We start from the raw sequence: 22,870 nt of genomic DNA, 5'->3' as shown, positions 1-22,870 counted from the left end.
AAAACTTTGAGGTGAATAGCAAAAGGGCTCCAAATGACTTAACAAATGGAACCCTTTTTTTTGGACAGAAGTTATAAATTGTCAGAAGTCTAGTTAATACCTACAGCGTTAAAAGCATTGACAACAGAAGTTACTTCGGGTGAAGTACTGCCGTAAAGATCTTTAGCAGCTTGTACCGCTCCAGCTTTAGCCTGGCTGAAATTAGTTGAAGATGTAAAGTACACTGTATTGGCACGGTAGAAAATGGCTCCCATTTTGCTTATTCCGACGCTTGATACAGTCACACCGTAATGAGTACCGCCCTGGCTAAGCAGAAAAGCAGCTTTATTAATGATACCGCTGTTAATATGAACTCCGCCATTGTCAGAAGTACCCGTATATCGCTTAGAATAATGATCCGGGTCACCATATTTTGTCGGATCACTCATTGAACGAAGGGCATCTCCTGATTTTGCAGGCGTGAAGATGTCCTCTCCAATTTCAAAATCAGGGTTGTTATTATCGTAGTATTCAGCGAGCGTTCCAAATATATCGGAAATCGCTTCATTCAATGCACCGGATTCATACTGGTAAACAAGATCTGAACTGAAATCTGTCACTGCATGTGTCAGTTCATGGGCTACAACGTCAAGGCTTCCCGAAAGAGGGATGAAGGTAGTGCCGTCACCATCGCCATAAACCATTTGTGCCCCGTTCCAGAATGCATTATTGTAGCTTCTTCCATAATGAACAGTTGAATTCAATGCCGCTCCTTTATTGTCATAAGAATTGCGATTATACGTGTTTTTATAATAATCATAGGTTAGTCCTGCATAATAGTGGGCATCAACAGCTGCCCGGTCATAGGAAGCATTTAAATTATTATCAGCATCCTTCCAAAGGGTGCCTGGAGTTTTCTGACGATTTTGGGCATCATAGGTAAAAACACCGGATCCTCTTGTATTATCCTGCAAATAATAGTATCCGCTCGAGAGCAGGGTGTTTAGAGTCTTCGTATCTCCTAATACTCCGATACCAGATCCTACCGTATTCGTTCCGGTTAAAGGAGGATTTGTTTTACCTGCTGTGTCGATCGAGTTGTATTTATTGATGACTGCACCCGTTTCAGCATTTATAAAGTATTGATAATTGCCGGGTTCAGGACTGAGGAAATTCAGATTTACATGATAGGCGTAAACAGCAGTATCCGTCATCGGATAAATGACTAATTCTGCAGAAGGCTTTTGTTCATAAACAGGAGTAAACCCTAAATCTGTCTCAGCAAGCTCAATTGCCTGTTTAAGGGATTTCTTTTTTGATAGTTGTTTTCCTATCTTTTTATCCAGATCTTTTGAAAAAGTTCCGCTGACTGCCTGAAGAACTCCGTTATCATCGACTCTCGCTGCCAGGGTAGAGCTCCAAACCGGTATACCGTCGTATACTTGCTGAAGTCTTACTACATCACCGCCAAGTTCATCAGATTCTGAAGATTTTATAATAAAAGATTCTTTAGCTGACTTAGCACCCAAGCTGTATTTCGACTTATTCTTTTCAAGATAATCGAAAAGCACATCTTTTGCAGCTTTTGTAGATGGGTTCGTCAGTTTTCCAGCAGTGAACTCAGGAGTTCCATAGCTTTTGATGAATTTACCTGGCTGTGAATCTAGGGATGAAGCAGCGAATCCACTGGTGCTAAGCAGACCACTGCAGGCAAGACCGACTGATAAACCAACGGCAACAACATTCTTCTTCAAAGAAATTCCTCCTAAATATAAAATGAACGATAGACCCTGACTAATATGGAAACTTGTTATATTAGCAGAGTAACATATTTATAACAGAACTTTCTGAAGATTTCTACTAGTTTATTGATTTTTAGTTGAATAGAGTGCTAAAGTACTAATTTTTATGAGAGCGGGCTAAGAATTTAGATAGAGTCTGTTTTTTAGGAGACTGATTATCCTTCTTGTTATAAAATAAGAACTATACATAATTTAAAGCTATGTAAGTTTTTTGAAAGAAGGCAGGTTAGTATGGAGATTAGATGGGAAGAAATCACAGGTAAGCATTTAAATCATATGGAAGAAGTATTCAAACTTTACAACCAAACATTTCCGTTTGAAGTAAGAGAGCCAAACTCTATTTTTTTAAAGAGTTTAGCCTATGCAGAAAATGAAAAGCTTAACACTTTTCGGTTCTTAGCGGGATTCGATGGAGAGGAGCTTATTTCCTTTGCAACTGGACACTATCTGGCTGATGTTAACTCAGGTTTTATCGTTTATATTGTCACTAACCCTGTTGTAAGAAGTAAAGGATTAGGTGGAAAAACACTAGTTAAAATGGAACAATTATTAAAAGAAGATGCCATACGAGCGGGAAATTCAGCCCTTGAATCTTTAATTCTGGAAACAGAAACAGAGGAAATGGCCCGTACAGCAGAAGAAAAAGAAAACTGTTTGAAGAGAAAGACATTTTTTGGAAGAAATGAATACAAACGGTTTGAAGGAATTCATTATCTGCAGCCTCCGCTGCATTCTGGTGATAACAGTATCCTATTGAATCTTTATTTAAAAAGCTTGAAAGATTCCGTAATAACACTTAAAGAGGTTAAAGAAATTATTAGAGCTATGTATAAAGAGAAATATGAAAAAATAAATGAGATAGATAAAAATGTGCTTAGCGGTTGTCTGGAAAAAATGGGATTGATAAATTAATTCATCTAAGTAAAATCCAGTATGATCACGTTTATATTATTCACATGCAGCTTGATTAAAATAAAGGGACGTACCTACAAAATGAGGGGATGTCCCTTTATTTTGCAATGATTAGATGAATGCATAGGAAAAGAGTTGGTGAAATTGAAAAAGGACCATCAAAGATGGTCCTTTGAACTTTATTTTGACTTTAATTAAGTCACAGTCACTCAGTCTTATTTTGCATGTATTACGTTTGATTGAACTGCTGTTCAAACTCATCCCAGCTTAATAGCATGATAACATCGGCATCCTGCTCAATACTTCCGAATTCCGCAAATCCGACATCACCGGACGTTTGTCCGTCCACCGCTTCACACTCGACAACTGGGACAACAGGAAAGTTGGCACCTCATATTGCCAGGCAATTTGCTTTAACTCTTTTATAATACTATCAACCGCCAAATCTTTGCGTTTAAACCGATTCCCCTTTTAATGTTGTACTTTAGAGAACTCATTCTCATGTAGAAGTCTCATAAGCTGGATATAAAACAGACTTTAAACGCTCATGATACACAGTAAAAAGGTGTTGGTAAAGGTCCATAAATGTCAAACTTCTTTGATTGAATTTTTTCACTTTGTTCTCTATAATGAATATTGTGGATGTATTTACCAAAAAAGAAAGGAGAGTCTTAGAATTTATTATTCTTTAAAAACTTCTTAGATACATAATACATATTAGATTAAATGGACGTTTTTTAATATTTTTTGAAAGCGGTTTCAAATCTAAGGAGGTTAAAACAATGAAGATAAAGGTTATATCAAGCGTTGTCCTTAGTGCAGCTTTATGTGCATCCTCATTTTTTCCATTTGTTGGACAGCCAGTAACATTTGCTGAAAAAAAAGAACCTTCAGTCGTAAGAGACAGCTATGACGTCCCTAAAATTATAGCTAATACGGATCAACAATTATTTGAAAAATTAGGGTATACAGTAGCAACAGACCGTTTATGGCAGCTTGAAATCATTAAAAGAGGAGCAAAAGGTACTTTAGCCGAAATTTTCGGTCCCAATTTCATAGCTGCTGATAAAAAAACAAGATTACAAGGTTACACGGAGGAAGAGTATAATCAGATTTTAGTATCCATGGATCCAAAAGAACAAGAAGCCGTTAAGGCATATGTAAACGGAATTAATAAAAGAATAGAAGAATGGAAGAGTAAACCGAATAGCCTTCCATTAGAATTTAAAACATTAAAAATCATGCCTTCCAATTGGACAGTTACAGACTCATTAGCCGCTGGAACACTAATGATGCGCAGATTTGGAACAATCGGCGGGACAGAACTTACCAAGCTGGATGAATTGCAAAAGCTTATTAGCCACTATGGAGATGAAGAAGGCTGGAATATATTTAATGATAGGTATTGGGCAAACGACCCATATGCACCAACTTATGTAAATGAAGATAATGAGGTAAACAATAAAAACCTTGCTAATACATTTGATGAAAAAGCTGCAAAGAAATATTTAGAGGGACTAAGTACCGTTGAAAATCAAGTTGCTTCCTTTAAAAGACTCGAACAAAAAGCAGACGTGGAAGTAAAAAAATTAGGGTTGAGTGCAACTGCTCAGTTGGCAAGTTTTGCTTGGGTGGTTTCAGGTGATAAAACGGAATCAGGTCGTCCCATGTTGTCAGGAAATCCGCAGATGGGATTTGATTACCCAAGTATTGTGTACGAAGCACGTCTATCTGGTGGCTCAGGATATGAGGTTGAGGGCTTTAACATCCTGGGGATGCCAGTAATCGCAATAGGATTAAACGACCACACTGCTTGGTCCTTCATGGTTGGTATGGGTGACAACGTTGATATCTATCAAGAAACCTTGAATCCAAATAACAAAAATCAATATAAATACAATGGAAAATGGGTAGATTTTGAAAAAAGAGTAGAGACCATTTCAGTTGCAGGAGGACAGTCTGTACAATACACGGTTTACCGATCTATTCACGGACCGGTTATTGCACCTGTAGAATTTGATCCAAACAATTATAATGGGGAAAAAGTGTTTACTTGGAAATCGGCCCACTGGATGCAAGATGCAGGAAGTGTTGGCGGATTTTTAAATTTAATGAAGGCCAATTCTGTTAAAGATCTTATTAAAGCATCAAAAAATGTTAATACCTCATTACATATGGTAAGCGCAGATGATAAAGGAAATATTGGCTATGTTCAAACCGGCTTAATGCCGGTACGTTCAGAAAATTCTGATTTCCGACTCCCTTTAAGCGGTGAAGGCGATATGGAATGGACAGGAGAATATCTTCCGAATCCATTTTCCATTAATCCAAAGAAAGGCCATGTAACAGGATGGAATGGAAAATCAACTCCGTCTTTCAACAATCCGGATTCAAGGTATTTTGGTCCATATAATCGAGGACTGTGGCTAGAGCGTGATTTAATGGAAATAAATAATATGACAATGGAAGAGATGGAGGAACTCCAAGAGAAAATTGGAACCGTTATGGGGACCGCAACAGGGCTTTATGAAGCTGGATATCTAATCTCGGATCTCTTGCCATTGTTGGAAAATGCACTAAAAACAGTTCCGAAAAGCGATACAAACTATGAAAAACTGAATAGTGCCTACCAACTTCTTGCCAAATGGAATGGTCAAGGGATAGATGATGTAGTAACTAGCAATCAATTAAATACAGAACAATTACTTTTTGATAGGTGGATTTCCACATTATTGAATAATGTATTTAATGATGAATTAAGCGGTTTTGTTTCTAAATCTAACTCTGAAGATGATCGGATCAATATGTTATTGCGTGCATTAGATGAGAAAACATCAATGTCGCGGAATTATTTTGATAACACCCAAACTCCGGAAATTGAAACAAAAGATCAATTGGTTTTACAAAGTTTTATCAGTTCTCTTGAACAGCTATCCACTCAATTTAAAACACAAGACATGAGTAAATGGCTAGTTCCAAGACCAAGTATTCCCATTAATCATCCAGTGTTTGGAAAAATCGGGGAGTTCCCTAATCAAACATCAGGAACTTACTCATTCTTGGTACAATTCCTTGGGAAAAATCCGAATAGTAACGGCATAGCCACCCCGGTTGGAATTAGTCGCTGGCCGTATGGAATAAGTGCAACTATTGGTTTGGACCAAAACGGAACTCCAGATATCACCAATCCAAGCCTTTGGAAAATGCTGAATCTCTACCGAAATTATGAATATCGTGAGATGAACAATTTTAAATAATCAAAAGGTGCCTAACGCCCACAACACGTGTTATATGTCTCCCACCATGTAAATAGAAAAATCCTATAATGAATTTAAAACAGACCGAGACTAGATTTGAAGAAACTCTCCCTTAGTAGGAGAGTTTCTGATTATTATTTTAGAACTGTCTCCACCCGATAATCCCATATCGACAGTCTGTACCATTCGTGATGGAGGATTGGTGAATAATTGGGATTTCAGCGTCGAATTTGTTCAAGACTTGTATAATGCCTAAGTGAACTACTTGTCGAACATTCAAATCACCGGTCACTACAAAAGTCAGTAATGTTAATTCGTTTAAGTATCTGGAATAATTGTAATAGCGATTGTTCGAACTGGAACATCCATTTCATTCCTCGAGGTATGGTAGTATTTAGTCATTAATTCGTTTAATTCATTTTGAAATTGTATAAAGTGTTCCTCATCTATCTTTAATTCTACTAAAGAAAAAGTAGCTCCATCTTCCCGGCAGTTTTGATCTTCTAATTTCTTAAGATAACTTTGATATTGAGTCATAAGTGATAATTGATAATATGAAACATAATCAAGCTTCTTCTCACTAGAAGCTTTTTTCCAATCTTCTATATTAAGTCTAGCCTCACTTTCATTTAAAGCGTAATATTTTTCAGAAACAGATTTGACCTTTTTTTCTTTAATAACGCGAATAATACCAGAATCCAACATGACTTGTATATGCCTATATAGAGTTGCCTGAGGTACGTCTTTAATAATTTTCACCATTTCTAATGGTGTTAATCCATTGTCTTTATTCCTCATTAGCACCTGAGAAATTTTCATTCTTACTGGATGCATTAAAACTTCAACTTTATTCGCCATAATGTTCTCCTTAATTGTGTTTCTATTTACTATCAATTTTATTCTTATTATAAATAATGAGAATAGGTATTGCAATGAACTTCCTTTAAAGTTATCATTATCAAGAACGATAATGAGATGAAAAGGGAGTGTTTAAATATGCAAATTCACTATGGGTTTGATGATTTAAAAGATATTGACTTTATGACTTTTATCCCCATAATATTGCCGTTTATTGCAGTAGGTATCCTATTAGTTCTAATTGCATTAATTGATTTATACAGTCATAGAAAAAAGAGAAAAAGTGTTCTCATGTGGACATTTATTATTCTTTTTGTTAATACACTTGGTCCAATTCTGTACTTTGTTATAGGGCGAGAGGATAGTGAGAGATTATGAAATTGGAAATCAAAAATGTGACGAAAACATTTAAAGAAAAAATCGCTGTCAATAATTTCTCAATGGAACTGCAATCGGGAGAATGCGTCGGTTTGATCGGGCCGAATGGAGCTGGGAAATCCACTTTAATAAAAGTGATTTCAGATATTATCGCCCCAAACGCAGGCGAAGTTTTACTGAACGGGAAAAAGATAACGAAAATGAAAAGAGAAATTGGCTACCTGCCACAGTACCCTAATTTTTTTCATTGGATGACAGCGAAGGAAACTCTTACGTTTATGGGGCAGCTTTCTGGATTGCAAAAAGAAGAATTAACAAACTCAATACCCGGAATTTTGACAAAAGTTGGACTAAGAGGGGAAGAAAATTCAAAAGTTGGCACTTTTTCAGGTGGAATGAAACAGCGACTCGGTATTGCACAAGCACTACTGCATAAGCCTTCGCTTATTGTCATGGATGAACCGGTATCCGCATTAGATCCAATCGGCCGAAGAGAAGTGTTAAACCTGATCGAAGAAATAAAAAAAGAAACAACGATTTTACTATCAACCCATATATTGGGAGATGCGGAAGAAATATGCGAACGATTTGTAATTATAAAAAATGGTACAAAAATTGAAGATACAACAATCAATGAACTGTTAAACCGCAATAGCAAAAATAAGCTAAACATAGAAATCACTGCGAAGGATAAAAAATGGATTGACGTTGTAAAAAAATTACCTTATGTGAAGGAAATAGAGGTCATTGGGTATAAACTCAAAATAAAAGTAGAAAACATCGAAAAAAACAAAAATATGTTACTAGTAAATGCACTTGAGCATGAAGTAGATATCGTAAAATTCGAAATTAATAACGATACTTTAGAAGAAATCTTCTTAAAATTGGTGGTGAAGAAATGAATAATTTTATTGTACTGATAAAAAAAGAATTTGTTCAAATGGTACGTGACTTTAAAGTTTTTTGGCTGCCGATCGTCTTTATCTTTTTAGGGATAACTCAGCCTATAGTAACTCATTTCTTGCCAGCAATTTTGGGAGCATTAGGCGGTGGTCAGGGAATTACAATTGATCCGAGCATGACAGCTCAAAAAGGCGGAGAAGTACTGGCCAGCACATTAGGATCTCAATTTGATCAGCTCGGGCTTATGATTCTTGCAATCTCATTAATGGGTATTATTCAAACAGATAAAGCAAATGGCATGTTGGCCTTTATTTTAACACGACCTGTTACTGTTATTTCATATATAGCTGGAAAAATTGCAGCAAATTATTTAATGGCAGCTTTTAGTGTAGCAATTGGATACTTTGCTTCTTATCTATATGTAAATTATCTTTTTACAGATGTTCCATTTTCACACATGATTTCTGCACTATTATTTTATCTTTTATGGGTTCTTTTTATCGTATCTTTTACAACGATGATTAGTACTATTTTTAACAGTCAGGGTATTATCGCATTAATTTCAATTGTTTTCCTTTTAGGGTGCAGAATTATTGTTGGTTTAAGTCCAATTATCGATTTTGTAAATGCTGCAAGTATGAGCAAACATGCAATGGAAGTGCTGGTCACAGGATCAGTAAATTCAAAAGCAATAGACAACGCACTAGTAACGATTGTTTGGATTGTGCTGATACTCTTTGTAACGAATTATTGGATTGCCAATAAAAAATTTAATCATGAATAAGCAAAGAATAACTTTGATGGGAAGATGAGGATTTTTGCTCTAGTTTACGAGACCAACCATCAAACTTCGGGGTTCAGCGTATTCTTGTTGAACTAACGGACAGTTATCTGGAAAACATCAACGGTGGAATTTGTAAAATCAAGATCATTAGGAGGAAGGTAGAGTGTCAAATGAAATAAAGAGTTACATTGACTATCTAATGGTTAAAATTCCAGGGAGAGAAATAGAATTAAGAGACGATAGAATAAAAAGCAAATGGAAAGCTGAAATAAGACCGTTTCTTCTTGCACGGTATCCTGTAACTATGGGTCTATACTATGATATTACTAATAAAACACCTAATCCTTTTGACGGAGATCTAAAACCGGTTGTGAATATTTCTTGGAATGATGCAGTTTCTTTTTGTAATCTACTTTCACAAAAAGCTGGACTGAAAGAGTGTTATTCTATAAGTAATAACGGTGAAAACATTATTTGTGATTGGAAATCAAACGGCTATCGACTTCCTTCAGAAGCAGAGTGGCAATATGCATGTAAAGCAGGGACTGCTGGTTATAGATACGGAGAGCTTGATAAGATTGCCTGGTATAATGAAAATTCTGGAGGCAAAATCCATGAAGTAGGAAGAAAGGAACCGAATGCATGGGGTCAGTATGATATGTTAGGGAATGTTTGGGAGTGGTGTTGGGATTTATATGATGAACAAGTGTACGGCTCCTACCGAATTTTTCGAGGAGGGAGCTGAGGCTAGGGGTTGTGGGGCAACGTGTCGTCGTCGCAGCCATCCGTCATTTTGCATAGACGACCTTGGATTTCGTCTTGCCCAGTCTATTTAACTTCTACAAACAAGCCAACTTTCGAGGTTTTACAGCACAACTAACGGGAACGATAGTTCAATTAACCGCCATTTTTGTGAGCGGTTTTTTTTTTGTCAAAAATCAGCACTAAGATATAACATAGCCTTTGTCTTAACAGCATTAAAGGGGAAGTGTAGGGTGACACGAAAGTGTAAGTTTAATGTGAATTGGCGTCAGTTGTTAAAGGAGGGGTATCCAATACCTTTTTATATACACTTTTTTCGAAGTTTACATAATATATATTATAGGCAGTTATATAATGAGGTATATAAATCGTCTCACAATCTAAGTAAACTTAAGATAGTGAGACGATTTATATTTGATTATTTATTATTTAAATTATTGTTTTATCTAGTTCACTTCTGGTTGGTTTGATCTTATAGATTGCTCAGTTCCTAAAATCTCGTTGTTTTTAAGTTTGCCCTTCATTAATTCTTACATTACTCTCTCTTTCTAGTTTACATAACACCTAGTACTTTTTTCATTTTGAGTACAGTTTTTTTTGCCTACTATTGATTATTTAGAACATATCTTAACTAAAGAATTGTTATTTGATTTCCTTTTATGTGCAAAAAAAAAAACACACTGCTATCCAGCAATGCTCATTAACCAGGAATATTTATTTGTAAAAATTTTCCTACTTCTTCTGTAACTGGCATTCCACCCTGAGCCCCAAACTTCATCACACTTAGAGCAGCCGCAGCATTTCCATAGCGGCATGCCTGATATAATGAATCTCCCTTACTTAAAGAAACTGCTAAAGCTTCATTAAATGTGTCCCCTGCACCAGTGGTGTCTAAAACCTTTACTTTATGTGCCTCAATTTGTTTTTCTTTTCCATTTTCATATAGGAGGACTCCTTTAGATCCTTGAGTTACAATTAGTTTTTCTTGAAGATCTTTCACTCCTTTAAAATACATCAGTTCATATTCGTAAGGCGTCAGATAATCCACCATATTTAGCAGTGATCTAGGAAGCGATTGAACAGGAGCAGGATTTAATATGATTTTCACCCCGTGTTTGTTTGCAATTTCGGCAGCTTTCATGACTGTAGAAAGCGGTATTTCCAATTGAAGCAATAAAAGGTAGACCGATTTTATACCTTGAATTTCCTGAGAAGTCGCAATGGAAATGACTAATAACAAAAAATTTGCTATTTAGTTTCTTTCATGGTTTTAAAACGATGCTGCTTCCTCCAACTTTAATTGCCCCCTAACTACCACTTCTTTTCCATTCCTGCCTATGATGACAAGATAAGTAGACTCATTTTCCAGCTTCATTTCCGCAAATATATGAATCGTATCATTCATAAATATTGGTTTTAGAAATTGCATCTTTGGACCATTTCTTCTGTTATCGGAACTAAAGTCACATCTGTTTTCATATCATACTCTCCCATAAAACAGCGATTCCAATTCCCCCGCCAATTCCTATAGCAGAAATAGTATAGTTCGCTTTGTAACGCTGGACTTCATAAAATAATCTTGTCACCAAAATAGCTCCTGATGCCCCATAAGGATGGCCTAAGGCAATGGCGCCGCCTTCTACGTTTAATTTTTCATAAGGAATCGAAAGCTCACTTGCACATGCAACTACTTTTGAAGCAAAAGCTTCATTTAATTCAAACAGATCGATATCCTGAATCGATAAAGAATGCCTAGATAATAATTGGGAAACGGCAGGAATTGGACCAATGGCTGGATAGTTTGGGTTCACTCCTGATACCACACTATCTACAAAACACATGATTGGTTGGTATCCTAGTTCCTTGGCTTTTTTCTCAGACATGACAAGGACCGCCGATGCCCCATCATTGATTCCACAACAGTTTCCCAACGTTACCGTCCCATTTTCCTTAAAACAAGGAGACAATCGACGCAACATTCTCTCATAATTAAGCTTTGGATTTAAACTTTCATCTTGCAAGGGAATATCAGCAATTTTAACGAGTTCATCAGAATAATAGTCTTTTTTTAATGAATGAATGGCCCGTTGATAACTAAGCAGAGCATAATCATCCTGCATCTGCCGTGTAATCCCGTATTTTTGAGCTACATGTTCCGCAGCAACACCCATATCAGGGTCTCCGATCTGTTCCGGTGAAAAACGCGCCCGTTTATCGTACGGAGATTGACTGGTACTTTCGACACCACCCGCAATATATATTTGCCCCGCTCCGCCTTGGATCAGATAACAAGCAAGGCGAATTGCTTCTAATCCAGAGCCGCACTGCCGGTCGATTGTCATACCTGGTACAGTAAAAGACAGACCGCTCTCCAAGCCTGACAATCTCGCAATATTTCCTCCAGGCCCCACCGCATTTCCGAAAATAATTTCATCAACTTGTTCAGGCAGATCTTGAACGATGTCTCTAATAACAAAAGCTGCTAATTGTTCGGGGGGATACTTTCTTAAGATACCGCCTTTCTTTCCTATTACGGTTCTCTTTGCTTTGACGATTACCGCTCGCGTCATTCTAACCCCCCTTTCTCAAACCATTTTCTTACTTCCTGGCGTGAAATCTTCCCTCCCGCTGTGTGGGGGAAATTTGCTACTTTTCTCCAAACGCGTGGAATTTTATAAGAAGATAGATTCTGAAGGCAATAATTTTTTAAAGAGGGCAAGGACACATTTCCTTTAATGAAAGCAGCCACTTTCTCCCCCCAATACTCATCTTTAATTCCCAAAACAATCGCTTCTTCGACCCCATCGTATTTCATTAATACCTGTTCTATTTCTTGGGGGTAAATGTTCATTCCGCCATAAATAATCATATCATTTTGCCTGCCAAGAATGTATACAAAACCTTCTTCATCTATTTTGGCGATATCATAAACTGTTGCCCAATCTCCCTGTAATATTTTTTTTGTTTCTTCCTCATTATTTAAATATCCATCAAAAAGCATTTTGCTTTTTACATATAAAACTCCCTCTTCTCCAACACCTACTTCTTCTCCCTTTTCATTGCGAATACTAATTTCAACATTCTGAAATACTCTTCCAACTGAATCCGCATGTTGGATCTGTTCGTTATTTTTTAAAACCGTGACAAAACTAAGCTCGGACGACCCGTAAAACTCATAAAAATTAGCGATTGGAAACTGAAGGCGCATTTTGGTCTTCACGCTTGGCAGCCACTTCGCCCCTGTAGATATAAAGGAAACTGATTGTTCATTATAATATCCTTCATTTAATAGTCCCTGAATCATTGTAGGTACTACATATACAGTAGAAATCGGATAGTCATGTAAGAAATCCATCAAACGTGCGGGCGAAAACTTTGTCAGCACATAAATCGTGCCTCCTAAAAACAAGGTACTTAAAGCTCCATATAAAAAGGTAGAATTTATAAATGAACCGGGTATTAACACATGTTCTTTCTCTGTCATCCCGAGATCTATTTGATTACACCGAAAACTTTCTATCCATGAAGCATGGGAACGTATGAATGCTTTTGGTTTGCCTGTTGAACCAGAGGTAAAACCAATGTAAAAAGGGACATTATCGTCATTCTCTTGAAAATCAATGCTGGCACATAGCCATTTCTCGATTTCATCTGAAAAAATGGTCTTTGTTGAATGCTGATGAAAATATTCCTTCATCTTTTCATCAGCAATGATAAGATCAGGAGTTATATGTTGAAGCCGTTCTTCTATTTCCTGCTCTTTCCACCTCATATCTCCGACCATACTAGCCCAGCCTGCTTCACTCGCTCCAGCGAATAGCTGTAAAAACAAGCGTCCATTTGGCAAGAATAAGGCAACTCTTTTATAAATCGCAGTTTCTTTATAAAAAGAGGCAGCTGTTCGCTGAACTAAATCATACCATTCACTATATGAAACTATTTCTTTATCTGTTACGATGGCAGGCCGTTTGTTATTTTTTTGAGCATACGTTCTATAAGTGCTGGTAATTCTCATTTAGGCCTCCAGTTTTTTCGAAATTGGGATAGATTTTTGCAACTTAATAGCAAGCAAGGAAGCAACAATTACCTTTATAAAATCACCAGGAAGATACACCAGGCTAAGAATAACCGTTTTTGCAATAGGAATATTCATCATGAAGGCTTGAATCGGAATGCCGAATAAATAAACAATAAAAATACCACCAAGAATATTAACAAGCAAAATCTTAACAAATGATACGTTTTTCATACGATAAGATAAAAATCCGATCACATAAGCACCTACGATCCACCCCATGAGATATCCTCCTGATGGACTGAAAAAAACACCGATTCCACCCCGGCCGCCAGATAATAAAGGTAAACCGGTCATTACCAATAATAAAAATAAGATTTGACTAAGGGCCGCATATTTGGGACCTAAACGCGCTCCCAACACACTTCCTGATAACATGACACCTAACGTTTGTAAGGTAATCGGAACGGGAGAAAATCCTAAAAAGATTGGCGGAACAATCCCTAGTGCTCCCATAATTGTCGCAAACATAGAAACATAGACTATTTTTTTTAATTCCATTATGTTAACCCACCTTACTTTGAAGTTAACATGATTATAAAACCCATCCTATTTATTTGTAAAGATTAATTATTTCCATATTCAAAAAAGCCTTAGATTCTATTGATCTAAGGCTTTTTTGATTTCCTCTAATTCAGTGTTATGTAAATAAGACATGGCGAAGTATTTCTGAACATGGTTATCTAGCTGATAGTGTCTGAGCGGCGATTTTATTTATGAGTATTTAGAACATAGTTTAATTAAAAATAATAATGATTGACCCTTCTATTAAGGATCAATCTTTTTTTATTCCTTATCTCGGATCTACATAATCCGGATAATCCGTAATAATTCCATCCACTTGCATCTCTAAAAGAAAATCAGCCGTTTCTTGACTTCGAACCGTCCAGGATTGAATTTTCATTCCTTCTTCATGTACTTGATTAACAAGGTCTTTTGTGACGATTGTATAGCTTGGGTTGAAATAGTCAGCGTATGCGCTGAATTCTTTTAATGCCTGCTGTGTTGTATGTAATCGAGATGATGTCAAAACTCCAATTGGTACTTTTGGAAGAAGATCATTCATTTTCTTCATTGATTCAAAATTAAATGATTGGATAATTGTTTTTTCATTTTGAGGTTTATCTAAGTTTCTCTCTTTTAGCTCAAGTGCAACGCTCTCTTCAATTCCTGGATATAGCTCTGGTGCTTTAAGTTCAATCAGTATTCCTACTTTCCCGTGATAGCGATCAAGGATTTCATCAAATGACGGAATTTTTTCACCTGCAAATTCTGTGCCTTTCCAGCTGCCTGCATCAAGATTTCTTATTTCTTCATACGTTAAACTTTGAACGGGTCCGCTGCCATCTGTGGTACGGTCTACTGTAGTATCATGAATGACGACTAATTCCCCGTCCTTACTTCTTTGAACGTCAATTTCAATGTAATCAGCTTTCATTTCGACAGCTTTGTCAAACGCTGCAATCGTGTTCTCAGGTGCATATCCTGAAGCTCCCCGATGTGCTACATTATCAATCTTGGTCCCCGCTGCTTCTGCTGAAGATGGCTGTGTGATTGGACCAACTAACAATGCGAGTGCAATACCCGCTCCCGCTGCCCACTTTTTATTCATTTCATCGTCTCCCATTCGCTATTTTTTCCAACAGCTTTAGTTTAATAGATCATTGTATATATAATGTGAAGAGGATATATCAGAATAATATCTTTACTGTGAATAAGTTTAGGAGATTTAGCATGCTTTCCTTTACAAACATTTATTGGAAAAATCATGCAGACTATTTGTGCTGGAATGCGTGATAGAATGACATTTGAGGAAGTGATCGTTAGATGAAAATGGTGCTAATTCTTCTCCTGTCTTTTCCGTTTTTACTCAGTCTGGATCCTTTGGTCTATGATTCTGACTATCATGCAAGCTATCAATCTCCGGAAGGAATCATGTTTTTAAGCTATACAGATGCCTGGGATGAAACGAAGCTTAAGCAGTTATACAAAGAGCTGATTCAAAATAAGCATGGAGATGAGCTTTCCCTGCTTCAGGAAGTGCGGGTCAGAGGCGGTTCTTTAGGAGAATCTTCAACTAAAGGAAGCTTTCATGCCTTGACAGACAGCATTACATTATATCAAGGGGATAAATATACTGAAGTGTCTTTGTAAAGGGACACCCTTTCCCATGAATATGGCCATCATTTTGCTTATCATTACGTGTTATCACATCATTTGCCTTTTTCTGAGTGGAGTAAAATCAGAGAAATTGATGATTTACCTATTCGATGGGATACGTTTTGGAATTATGCAGACGATGCTCACCAATGGTACCCGCAGGAGATTATTGCTGAGGATTATGTCCTCTTATATGGAGCTGCTGAAGAAACTGACATACAAGAGGTCAAGAGCAGCAATGAACCTTTTTATTTAAGAACGCAGCATGAAAATAAACGAATTCCAAATGTGCTGGATAATAAAAAAATGTTTCAGTTCTTGGAAGAAGCAAGCGGTTTGAAGATAGATGATTCCCCCTATATAAAAACTCCTGACTTCCTTGGCATCAAGGATCAGGTGCTGCGGTTTGGAATAGCAAATAAAGATCAAATAGCCTATAAATTCTATCTTACTTTTTATGAAGATGGTGTCAAAAAGGAATCAAAAGAGCTTTTAAAGGTTTCTTCTGATAAAACTGGCGAATTAAAAGTACCTCTAGAGGATTATTTAAGAGGCTCAGCTTATTCAGATGTTTCTCTTTCAATTGATGTCCTTGATTTAAATACTTCCAGAGGCTTTGAAACTGAAAACTATCACCTTAAGATTGATCGCAATTCCATGCTATCTAAAAAATAGGCTTATCAAAAGTTTATCTATGCAGCTGATATACCTGGAACAATCCTTAAACCATTTATTTATAGAGCCAACATGCAAATGACAGCTTTTTCGGTAAATGAAAAGCGCAGATTTGTTCCCGTTCAAAAATTCAATATTGGTCTTCCCATAGCAGTAATTTCCGATAACCGAACTGAATGCGAACAGAAGGATCGCAACTTCCAGGAATGTTCCAGCCCAATCTCCGATATGCGATTGCCATGCAGCCTGGGTAATCAGAATTCCGCCTTATGCCGAAGTCTGGGGGCGTACCAAACAAAGAATGAGGAATGCAGTTGTGCTGCATATAATGATTGTGTCAAAAAAACACCAAGTGTCTGTTATGGCAATTTATCTATCATGACTTAGCAAGTCTATATCGCTTTTTGTCGATTTGGCTAGAAAAAACAAAGAAATTTCCTCTATTCTAATTTGAAATAGTGCGTTATGATAGTTCTATTATAAAAAAAGGAGGAAAGTTATGAGACGGCCTATCTTACTTTTTCTCATTGCCTTACTCCTTGCAGGAACCGTTCCGCAAATCCATCATCATTCATTTGCTGCACCTGCTTTTGATCTTGAAGATCATGTGCAGCCATCCTCTGCTGATGAAAAAGACGATCTGAAGTTCCCTTTCTTCATTGAACACAGTCTTGCAGAAATTGAATCGTATCTTTTAGCTGCAGTCTATTTCATTGCCATGCTGACAGGATGGAATTTCAGAAAGAAATTTTTACTGGCTGTTTTTTACCAATCATCTTATTTCGATAAAGCATCGCTTCCAACCTAGAGACTATATGTAAAGGAGGGCGACGCGATGTTTTGGCTGAGATTTATTATGGTGACATGCTTTTCATTAACGGCAGTCAGTCTATTTTTGTATCAGGGAATCGAGATTATGCATGCATTCACTGATTACTTTACAAAGAGCAAATAAAACGAAAAGACATCCTCTATTTTCTGAGGATGTCTTTTTTATCATTAATTATTTCGTTATGCGCCAAACTTCTTTTACAGATCCTGAATCTCCTTCATCTATGAAAAATGAACCGTTGCTGTAACGATCATTTGCTCTTAAGGTTTTAGGTGCAATTTCTTCAATCTGTCCTTTTTCCGTTTTGATCATAATCGTATCCTCCGGCTGAATGATCTGCATGCCGACTAACCGGTGAGGGTTATTTTTAAGCTCGCGCAGCATGATCAATCCGCGTTTTGCACGTGAGGTTTTTTCAAATTCCTTGAGTGACATTTTTTTCGCGGCTCCTCTTTGAGTAACAATGACAACTTGAGGAATTTCTCCGGCTGTAAATGCTGAGCCTCCGATTACGGAATCTCCCTCTTTTAAGTTAATGCCTTTCACACCTGCTGCTCTTGCTCCAACGATGTTCACTTCTTCCTCTGAGAACCATAAGCCGTACCCGAACTGTGTTGCAATAAAGAGATCATCTCTTCCAGATGTAACATGCACATCTATCAGGACATCATCATTTTTCAAATTTACAGCCATCAATGCCTTAGAATATCGCTGTGCTTTATACAGCTTTAACTCCGTTTTTTTGACCATGCCGTTTTTAGTGACAAACAGCATGTATTGCTCAGTTGTAAAGTCTTTGACCGGAATCGCTTTTATCAGCTGTTCATCCCGCTCGAGATTTACGATATTGGCGATATGCTGCCCAAGGTCCTTCCAGCGGATATCAGGCAATTCATGCACAGGGCAATAGATGTAATTTCCTTTATTCGTAAAGAGAAGAACGACTTCTGTTGTGTTTACGTCATACTTCGCAAGCAAACGGTCTGTTTCCTTCATTCCAAAGTCCTGGCCGTTTGATGCAGCATAGGATCGTCCGCTTGTGCGTTTAATGTAGCCGTCTTTCGTCACCGTGACGATGACATCCTCTGAAGCAATCATCACTTCAAGATTGATTTTAATCTCCTGGATTTCATTTTCAATCACAGATCTTCTTTCATCAGCATACATCTTTTTGACTTTTTTCAGATCTGCTTTGATAACTTGGTATAATCTTTTTTCATTATTCAGGATTTCAAGAAGGGCTGTGATTTTTTCATCAAGCTCTTTTGCTTCATTTTGAAGCGCCGTTATATCCGTATTGGTTAATCGGTATAGCTGCAAGGAGACAATGGCTTCTGCCTGAAGCTCTGTAAACTGAAATTTAGAAATTAAGTTATCTTTAGCATCCCGCTTGTCTTTTGAAGCACGGATTGTCGCAATTACTTCATCAAGAATCGATAAAGCCTTGATTAATCCTTCAACAATATGCTGTCTCTCGCGTGCTTTTTGCAAGTCATAGTTGGAACGGTTAGTAATGACTTCTTTTTGGTGTGCAATATACGCATCTAAGATTGTCGGAAGCGTCATTAACGTCGGCCTTCTGTTATGAATGGCAACCATATTGAAATTGTAAGGCACCTGCAAATCACTGTTTTTATAGAGATAGTTCAGGATGCCTTGTGCATCTGCTTCCTTCTTCAGCTCAACCACGATCCGCATGCCTGTGCGGTCTGTTTCATCACGGACTTCTGCAATACCATCAAGCTTCCGTTCAATTCTGAACTCATCCATCCGTTTAACAAGATTGGCTTTATTCACTTCAAAAGGGATTTCTGTAATGACAATTTGCTGCTTTCCGCCTCTGATGCTTTCTATTTCTGCTTTGCCTCTAATGATGATCTTGCCTTTTCCTGTTTCGTAGGCCTTCTTAATGCCTTCGATTCCCTGAATGATTCCACCAGTCGGAAAATCAGGACCATTAATCACCGTCATTAGCTCATCAACCGAACAGTTCGGCTGATCAATCCTTTTCATGACAGCGTCGATCACTTCACCGAAGTGATGAGGAGGAATATCCGTCGCATAGCCTGCTGAAATCCCGGTTGAGCCGTTTACGAGCAAATTCGGGTACATGGCAGGCAGGACGAGAGGTTCCTGGCTGGTATCATCAAAGTTTGGCACAAATTCAACCGTACGTCTATCAATATCACGGAGAAGTTCCGAAGCAATCGGAGAAAGCCTTGCTTCTGTGTAACGCATCGCAGCTGGAGGATCTCCGTCGTTGCTTCCGTTGTTTCCGTGCATTTCAATCAGGAGATTCCGGACCTTCCAATCCTGGCTCATCCTCACCATGGCGTCATATACGGATGTATCTCCATGAGGATGGTAGTTGCCGATTACATTACCGACTGTTTTTGCTGATTTGCGGAAGTTTTTGTCATTCGTATTTCCATCCACATGCATTGCATAAAGGATTCTGCGCTGAACAGGCTTAAGCCCGTCGCGTGCATCAGGCAATGCTCTGTCTTGAATAATGTATTTACTGTAACGCCCAAAACGGTCACCTATCACATCTTCAAGAGGGAGATCGCGAAATTTTTCTGGCTGTGTCATTTAGTTATTCCTCCTCTGCGACGGATAAGTTCTCGTTTTCTAAGATGTTGGTTTCTTCATCTAAGCCAAATGCTACATTGCTTTCTATCCATTTCCGTCTAGGCTCAACTTTGTCACCCATCAATGTTGTGACGCGTCTCTCAGCACGTGCGGCATCGTCAATGCGGACACGGATTAATGTTCTAGTCTCCGGATCCATTGTCGTTTCCCACAGCTGATCTGCGTTCATTTCTCCAAGACCTTTGTAGCGCTGAATCATATAGCCTTTTCCAACTTTCTTTAGAACATCCTGAAGCTCTTCATCTGACCAGGCATATTCCACGACCGCTTTTTTTCCTGTTCCTTTGCTGACTTTGTATAAAGGCGGCAGAGCGATAAAAACTTTTCCTGCTTCAATGAGCGGCTTCATATAGCGGTAAAAGAAAGTCAAAATAAGAACTTGAATATGCGCTCCGTCTGTATCAGCATCTGTCATGATAATGACTTTATCGTAATTGCAATCTTCAACATTAAAATCGGCTCCGACACCTGCTCCGATGGCATGAATGATTGTATTAATCTCTTCATTTTTAAAAATGTCTGCAAGCTTTGCTTTTTCTGTGTTAATGACTTTTCCGCGCAATGGAAGAACTGCCTGAAAGCGTCTGTCCCGTCCCTGTTTCGCTGAACCGCCGGCAGAATCACCCTCAACCAGATAAATTTCATTTCTTTGAGGATTTCTGGATTGTGCAGGGGTAAGTTTTCCGCTGAGCGTGGCCTCAGAACGTTTTCTTTTCTTTCCGCTTCTTGCTTCCTCGCGGGCTTTCCGGGCTGCTTCCCGTGCCTGGAAAGCTTTTATCGCTTTTCTGACAAGCAGCGTGCTTGTCTCCGGGTTTTCCTCTAAAAAGTAAGCAAGATTTTCCGATACGACAGAATCAACTGCAGATCTTGCCTCACTTGTGCCGAGCTTTCCCTTGGTCTGCCCTTCAAATTGCAGAAGCTCTTCAGGGATCCGGACGGAAATGATCGCTGAAAGTCCTTCTCGTATATCTGATCCATCCAGATTTTTATCTTTTTCTTTTAAAATGCCGACTTTTCTTGCGTATTCATTAAATGCACGGGTCATGGCCGTTTTGGAACCAGATTCATGTGTTCCGCCGTCTTTTGTCCGGACGTTATTTACAAACGATAGGATATTCTCTGAGTATCCATCGTTAAATTGAAAAGCGAATTCAACTTCAATGCTGTTTTGTATCCCTTCAAAGGAGACAACATTGTGCAGGGAATCCTTTTCTTCATTCAAATAGGAGACAAACGCTTCGATCCCTGTTTCGTAGTGGTAAACGTCTTTAGTCTGATTCCGTTCATCAATCAGCTCAATTTTTAAGCCTTTTAAAAGAAAAGCGGATTCCCTTAAGCGCTCACTTAATGTCTCAGCGTTATATGTTGTGGTGCTGAATATGGCTGGATCAGGCTTGAAATGAATGATTGTGCCTGTTTTACCCGACTTCCCGATTTTCTCTAGAGTTGTTGCAGGTTTACCGCCATTTTCAAATCGCTGTTCATAGACATATCCATCGCGATGAATGGTGACGACAACCCATTCAGACAGTGCGTTAACTACAGAGGCGCCAACGCCATGGAGCCCGCCGCTTGTTTTATATCCGCCTTGGCCGAATTTCCCTCCGGCATGCAGGACTGTCATAATGACTTCTGCTGTCGGTTTACCGAGCTTGTGCATCCCTGTTGGCATTCCGCGCCCTTTGTCCTGAACAGACACACTATTATCTTTATGTATTTTAACGATTATGTGATCACCAAATCCGCCTAATGCTTCATCAACGGAATTATCAACGATTTCATAGACGAGGTGATGCAAGCCTCTCGCATCAGTGCTGCCGATATACATACCCGGTCTTTTCCGCACTGCTTCTAATCCTTCTAATACTTGAATCGCATCATCATTGTAATCAAACTGCTGCTGCTTACCCAAACGATTTAAGCTCCTTTCAAAAAAACAAATGTCACGTCAGACATTGCTATACATTAAGAACGTATGTTTCTATATCATATCCTACCATCAGGCAACGTGACAAGCCCTGCACCTTTACTCTTTTTCAAGTTTACCATTGTTTAGAAAAAGTAGCGTATAAAAATAAATACCTAGCTATATTTTATCTGTTGCTAAAAATTTCGCAAACTAAATCTTAGCAGATGCACGCTGAAATTGAAAATATTTTGGAAAAATGTTGAAAATACTCCCTTTTAGACATAACATTATGATATATCAGATTGATACATCAATCCATAAAGAGGCCTCTCATTGTCGATTGAACACTCTATTTTAGCCGTCATTAGTACTCCCGCTTCAGGATACGAAATAAAAAGTGAATTTGAGACCAAAGCGTCAAGTCTTTTTTGGGGAATAACTATGGGAGCATCTATCCCAAGCTTAAAAACCTGGAGGAGAATGGCTACATTTACTCTGTTTTAAAAGAACAAGGCGGCCGGCAGAAAAAGCAATATGAATTGACGAAAAAAGGCTGGACCGAACTTGAAAACTGGCTGTCGGAAGCCCTGTCCTATCCATCTGTGAATGATGAATTATTTATGAAATGGGCAGCCTGGCATACGGAAATTGACGAAAATCTCCTAGTATCCCATCTAGAAAAAAGGAAAACAGAAAGTACGGAGCTCCTTCAATACGTCCGTCATTGGCAGAAAAATGGCACTTCATTTATTTCAAGTATCGGAATGATTGGCATCCGCTATGCAGAAATGAAATTGGAAACTGAAATCCACTGGATAAATGAATCTGTTGAACAATTAAAAACGGGTGCTCTGCCGCCATCACAAGAACCCCGGAGCATGGAAAAAAAGCTTCTTGACCGGCGTAATAAATTCATGAGTTGACAGGAGGTT

21 protein-coding genes and 2 pseudogenes are annotated in these 22,870 nt (G+C 38.1%); 10 read left to right on the top strand and 13 right to left on the bottom strand.

Translation table 11 applies throughout. The annotated features are described in order from the left end of the window. Positions 1-89: 89 nt before the first annotated feature. The gene (locus LIT25_12675; GenBank protein ID USK36050.1) at positions 90-1,733 is read right to left on the bottom strand and encodes a M4 family metallopeptidase; all 1,644 of its coding nucleotides are present in this window, start codon (positions 1,731-1,733) and stop codon (positions 90-92) included. Between the two features lie 324 nt (positions 1,734-2,057). Here LIT25_12675 and LIT25_12670 point away from each other — a divergent pair, with 324 nt between their 5' ends. Continuing rightward, positions 2,058-2,693 carry a hypothetical protein gene (locus LIT25_12670; protein USK36049.1) on the top strand — a complete coding sequence of 212 codons (636 nt, stop codon included), beginning with the start codon at positions 2,058-2,060 and terminating at the stop codon, positions 2,691-2,693. Positions 2,694-2,922: 229 nt separating this feature from the next. Here LIT25_12670 and LIT25_12665 read toward each other — a convergent pair whose 3' ends face one another. Together LIT25_12665 and LIT25_12660 are read right to left on the bottom strand one after the other, a co-directional pair. Beyond that, complete coding sequence (locus LIT25_12665; GenBank protein USK36424.1) at positions 2,923-3,042, bottom strand: DnaB-like helicase C-terminal domain-containing protein; 120 nt, start codon at positions 3,040-3,042, stop codon at positions 2,923-2,925. A 14-nt stretch (positions 3,043-3,056) separates the two neighbouring features. After that, positions 3,057-3,137 (bottom strand): annotated as a pseudogene (locus LIT25_12660) (hypothetical protein). Positions 3,138-3,475: 338 nt separating this feature from the next. On the opposite strand from LIT25_12660, the gene LIT25_12655 reads away from it, so the two are divergent. Continuing rightward, on the top strand, positions 3,476-5,950 hold the full coding sequence (locus tag LIT25_12655; protein USK36048.1) for a penicillin acylase family protein: 2,475 nt from the start codon (positions 3,476-3,478) through the stop codon (positions 5,948-5,950). A gap of 318 nt (positions 5,951-6,268) precedes the next feature. Here LIT25_12655 and LIT25_12650 read toward each other — a convergent pair whose 3' ends face one another. After that, positions 6,269-6,808, bottom strand: a complete 540-nt coding sequence (locus LIT25_12650; GenBank protein USK36047.1) for a transcriptional regulator — start codon at positions 6,806-6,808, stop codon at positions 6,269-6,271. 138 nt (positions 6,809-6,946) lie between these two features. Here LIT25_12650 and LIT25_12645 point away from each other — a divergent pair, with 138 nt between their 5' ends. The 4 genes and pseudogenes from LIT25_12645 to LIT25_12630 all read left to right on the top strand — a co-directional run bounded on the left by LIT25_12645 (position 6,947) and on the right by LIT25_12630 (position 9,709). Further along, positions 6,947-7,186, top strand: a complete 240-nt coding sequence (locus LIT25_12645) for a PLD nuclease N-terminal domain-containing protein (GenBank protein USK36046.1) — start codon at positions 6,947-6,949, stop codon at positions 7,184-7,186. Continuing rightward, a complete protein-coding gene (locus LIT25_12640; GenBank protein USK36045.1) occupies positions 7,183-8,088 on the top strand; it encodes an ABC transporter ATP-binding protein in 906 nt (301 codons plus the stop codon). Before LIT25_12645 ends, LIT25_12640 begins: the two co-directional genes overlap by 4 nt. After that, positions 8,085-8,873 (top strand): ABC transporter permease, encoded by a 789-nt coding sequence (locus LIT25_12635; GenBank protein ID USK36044.1) that lies wholly within the window; start codon positions 8,085-8,087, stop codon positions 8,871-8,873. Before LIT25_12640 ends, LIT25_12635 begins: the two co-directional genes overlap by 4 nt. 199 nt (positions 8,874-9,072) lie before the next feature. Then, positions 9,073-9,709, top strand: a pseudogene (locus tag LIT25_12630) (formylglycine-generating enzyme family protein). 626 nt (positions 9,710-10,335) lie between these two features. Here LIT25_12630 and LIT25_12625 read toward each other — a convergent pair. From LIT25_12625 to LIT25_12600, 6 genes are all read right to left on the bottom strand, one after another. Further along, positions 10,336-10,875, bottom strand: coding sequence for a PfkB family carbohydrate kinase (locus LIT25_12625; GenBank protein USK36043.1), 540 nt, complete (start codon positions 10,873-10,875; stop codon positions 10,336-10,338). A gap of 30 nt (positions 10,876-10,905) precedes the next feature. Continuing rightward, positions 10,906-11,064 (bottom strand): hypothetical protein, encoded by a 159-nt coding sequence (locus LIT25_12620; protein USK36042.1) that lies wholly within the window; start codon positions 11,062-11,064, stop codon positions 10,906-10,908. A 46-nt stretch (positions 11,065-11,110) separates the two neighbouring features. Further along, a complete protein-coding gene (locus LIT25_12615) occupies positions 11,111-12,205 on the bottom strand; it encodes an acetyl-CoA C-acyltransferase (protein ID USK36041.1) in 1,095 nt (364 codons plus the stop codon). Next, positions 12,202-13,650 carry an AMP-binding protein gene (locus tag LIT25_12610; protein USK36040.1) on the bottom strand — a complete coding sequence of 483 codons (1,449 nt, stop codon included), beginning with the start codon at positions 13,648-13,650 and terminating at the stop codon, positions 12,202-12,204. The genes LIT25_12615 and LIT25_12610 overlap by 4 nt, the downstream gene beginning before the upstream one ends. Further along, positions 13,651-14,211 (bottom strand): biotin transporter BioY, encoded by a 561-nt coding sequence (locus LIT25_12605; protein USK36039.1) that lies wholly within the window; start codon positions 14,209-14,211, stop codon positions 13,651-13,653. It lies immediately after the preceding gene. Positions 14,212-14,503: 292 nt separating this feature from the next. After that, on the bottom strand, positions 14,504-15,322 hold the full coding sequence (locus tag LIT25_12600) for a glycerophosphodiester phosphodiesterase (GenBank protein USK36038.1): 819 nt from the start codon (positions 15,320-15,322) through the stop codon (positions 14,504-14,506). Positions 15,323-15,537: 215 nt separating this feature from the next. On the opposite strand from LIT25_12600, the gene LIT25_12595 reads away from it, so the two are divergent. Both LIT25_12595 and LIT25_12590 read left to right on the top strand, forming a co-directional pair. Then, entirely contained in the window at positions 15,538-15,864 is a 327-nt protein-coding gene (locus tag LIT25_12595; GenBank protein ID USK36037.1) for a hypothetical protein, read from the top strand. Between the two features lie 48 nt (positions 15,865-15,912). Then, positions 15,913-16,545 (top strand): hypothetical protein, encoded by a 633-nt coding sequence (locus LIT25_12590; protein ID USK36036.1) that lies wholly within the window; start codon positions 15,913-15,915, stop codon positions 16,543-16,545. Here the strand turns inward: LIT25_12590 and LIT25_12585 are convergent. After that, positions 16,531-16,800: an alanine:cation symporter family protein gene (locus LIT25_12585; GenBank protein USK36265.1), complete on the bottom strand. Its 270-nt coding sequence runs from the start codon at positions 16,798-16,800 to the stop codon at positions 16,531-16,533. The two genes, LIT25_12590 and LIT25_12585, sit on opposite strands and share 15 nt — an antisense overlap. 244 nt (positions 16,801-17,044) lie before the next feature. Here LIT25_12585 and LIT25_12580 point away from each other — a divergent pair, with 244 nt between their 5' ends. Further along, on the top strand, positions 17,045-17,353 hold the full coding sequence (locus LIT25_12580) for a hypothetical protein (protein USK36035.1): 309 nt from the start codon (positions 17,045-17,047) through the stop codon (positions 17,351-17,353). 195 nt (positions 17,354-17,548) lie between these two features. On the opposite strand, the gene parC is transcribed toward LIT25_12580, so the two are convergent. Both parC and parE read right to left on the bottom strand, forming a co-directional pair. Continuing rightward, positions 17,549-19,969 carry a DNA topoisomerase IV subunit A gene (gene parC / locus LIT25_12575; GenBank protein ID USK36034.1) on the bottom strand — a complete coding sequence of 807 codons (2,421 nt, stop codon included), beginning with the start codon at positions 19,967-19,969 and terminating at the stop codon, positions 17,549-17,551. 4 nt (positions 19,970-19,973) lie between these two features. Beyond that, on the bottom strand, positions 19,974-21,941 hold the full coding sequence (gene parE / locus LIT25_12570; protein USK36033.1) for a DNA topoisomerase IV subunit B: 1,968 nt from the start codon (positions 21,939-21,941) through the stop codon (positions 19,974-19,976). A gap of 425 nt (positions 21,942-22,366) precedes the next feature. On the opposite strand from parE, the gene LIT25_12565 reads away from it, so the two are divergent. After that, complete coding sequence (locus LIT25_12565) at positions 22,367-22,861, top strand: PadR family transcriptional regulator (GenBank protein USK36032.1); 495 nt, start codon at positions 22,367-22,369, stop codon at positions 22,859-22,861. Positions 22,862-22,870 lie beyond the last annotated feature (9 nt).

The organism is Bacillus sp. F19, assembly GCA_023823795.1.
Lineage (GTDB): Bacteria > Bacillota > Bacilli > Bacillales > Bacillaceae > Bacillus_P.
This window is presented reverse-complemented; position numbering and strand designations above follow the sequence as displayed.

What these genes read in the sequence shown, in the direction of transcription:
- LIT25_12670 (USK36049.1), top strand. Translation starts at nt 2,058, where the DNA reads ATGGAAGAAGTATTCAAACTTTACAACCAAACATTTCCGTTTGAAGTA.
- LIT25_12655 (USK36048.1), top strand. Translation starts at nt 3,476, where the DNA reads ATGAAGATAAAGGTTATATCAAGCGTTGTCCTTAGTGCAGCTTTATGT.
- LIT25_12650 (USK36047.1), bottom strand. Translation starts at nt 6,808, where the DNA reads ATGGCGAATAAAGTTGAAGTTTTAATGCATCCAGTAAGAATGAAAATT.
- LIT25_12645 (USK36046.1), top strand. Translation starts at nt 6,947, where the DNA reads ATGCAAATTCACTATGGGTTTGATGATTTAAAAGATATTGACTTTATG.
- LIT25_12640 (USK36045.1), top strand. Translation starts at nt 7,183, where the DNA reads ATGAAATTGGAAATCAAAAATGTGACGAAAACATTTAAAGAAAAAATC.
- LIT25_12635 (USK36044.1), top strand. Translation starts at nt 8,085, where the DNA reads ATGAATAATTTTATTGTACTGATAAAAAAAGAATTTGTTCAAATGGTA.
- LIT25_12620 (USK36042.1), bottom strand. Translation starts at nt 11,064, where the DNA reads ATGCAATTTCTAAAACCAATATTTATGAATGATACGATTCATATATTT.
- LIT25_12615 (USK36041.1), bottom strand. Translation starts at nt 12,205, where the DNA reads ATGACGCGAGCGGTAATCGTCAAAGCAAAGAGAACCGTAATAGGAAAG.
- LIT25_12610 (USK36040.1), bottom strand. Translation starts at nt 13,650, where the DNA reads ATGAGAATTACCAGCACTTATAGAACGTATGCTCAAAAAAATAACAAA.
- LIT25_12605 (USK36039.1), bottom strand. Translation starts at nt 14,211, where the DNA reads ATGGAATTAAAAAAAATAGTCTATGTTTCTATGTTTGCGACAATTATG.
- LIT25_12600 (USK36038.1), bottom strand. Translation starts at nt 15,322, where the DNA reads ATGAATAAAAAGTGGGCAGCGGGAGCGGGTATTGCACTCGCATTGTTA.
- LIT25_12595 (USK36037.1), top strand. Translation starts at nt 15,538, where the DNA reads ATGAAAATGGTGCTAATTCTTCTCCTGTCTTTTCCGTTTTTACTCAGT.
- LIT25_12580 (USK36035.1), top strand. Translation starts at nt 17,045, where the DNA reads ATGAGACGGCCTATCTTACTTTTTCTCATTGCCTTACTCCTTGCAGGA.
- parC (USK36034.1), bottom strand. Translation starts at nt 19,969, where the DNA reads ATGACACAGCCAGAAAAATTTCGCGATCTCCCTCTTGAAGATGTGATA.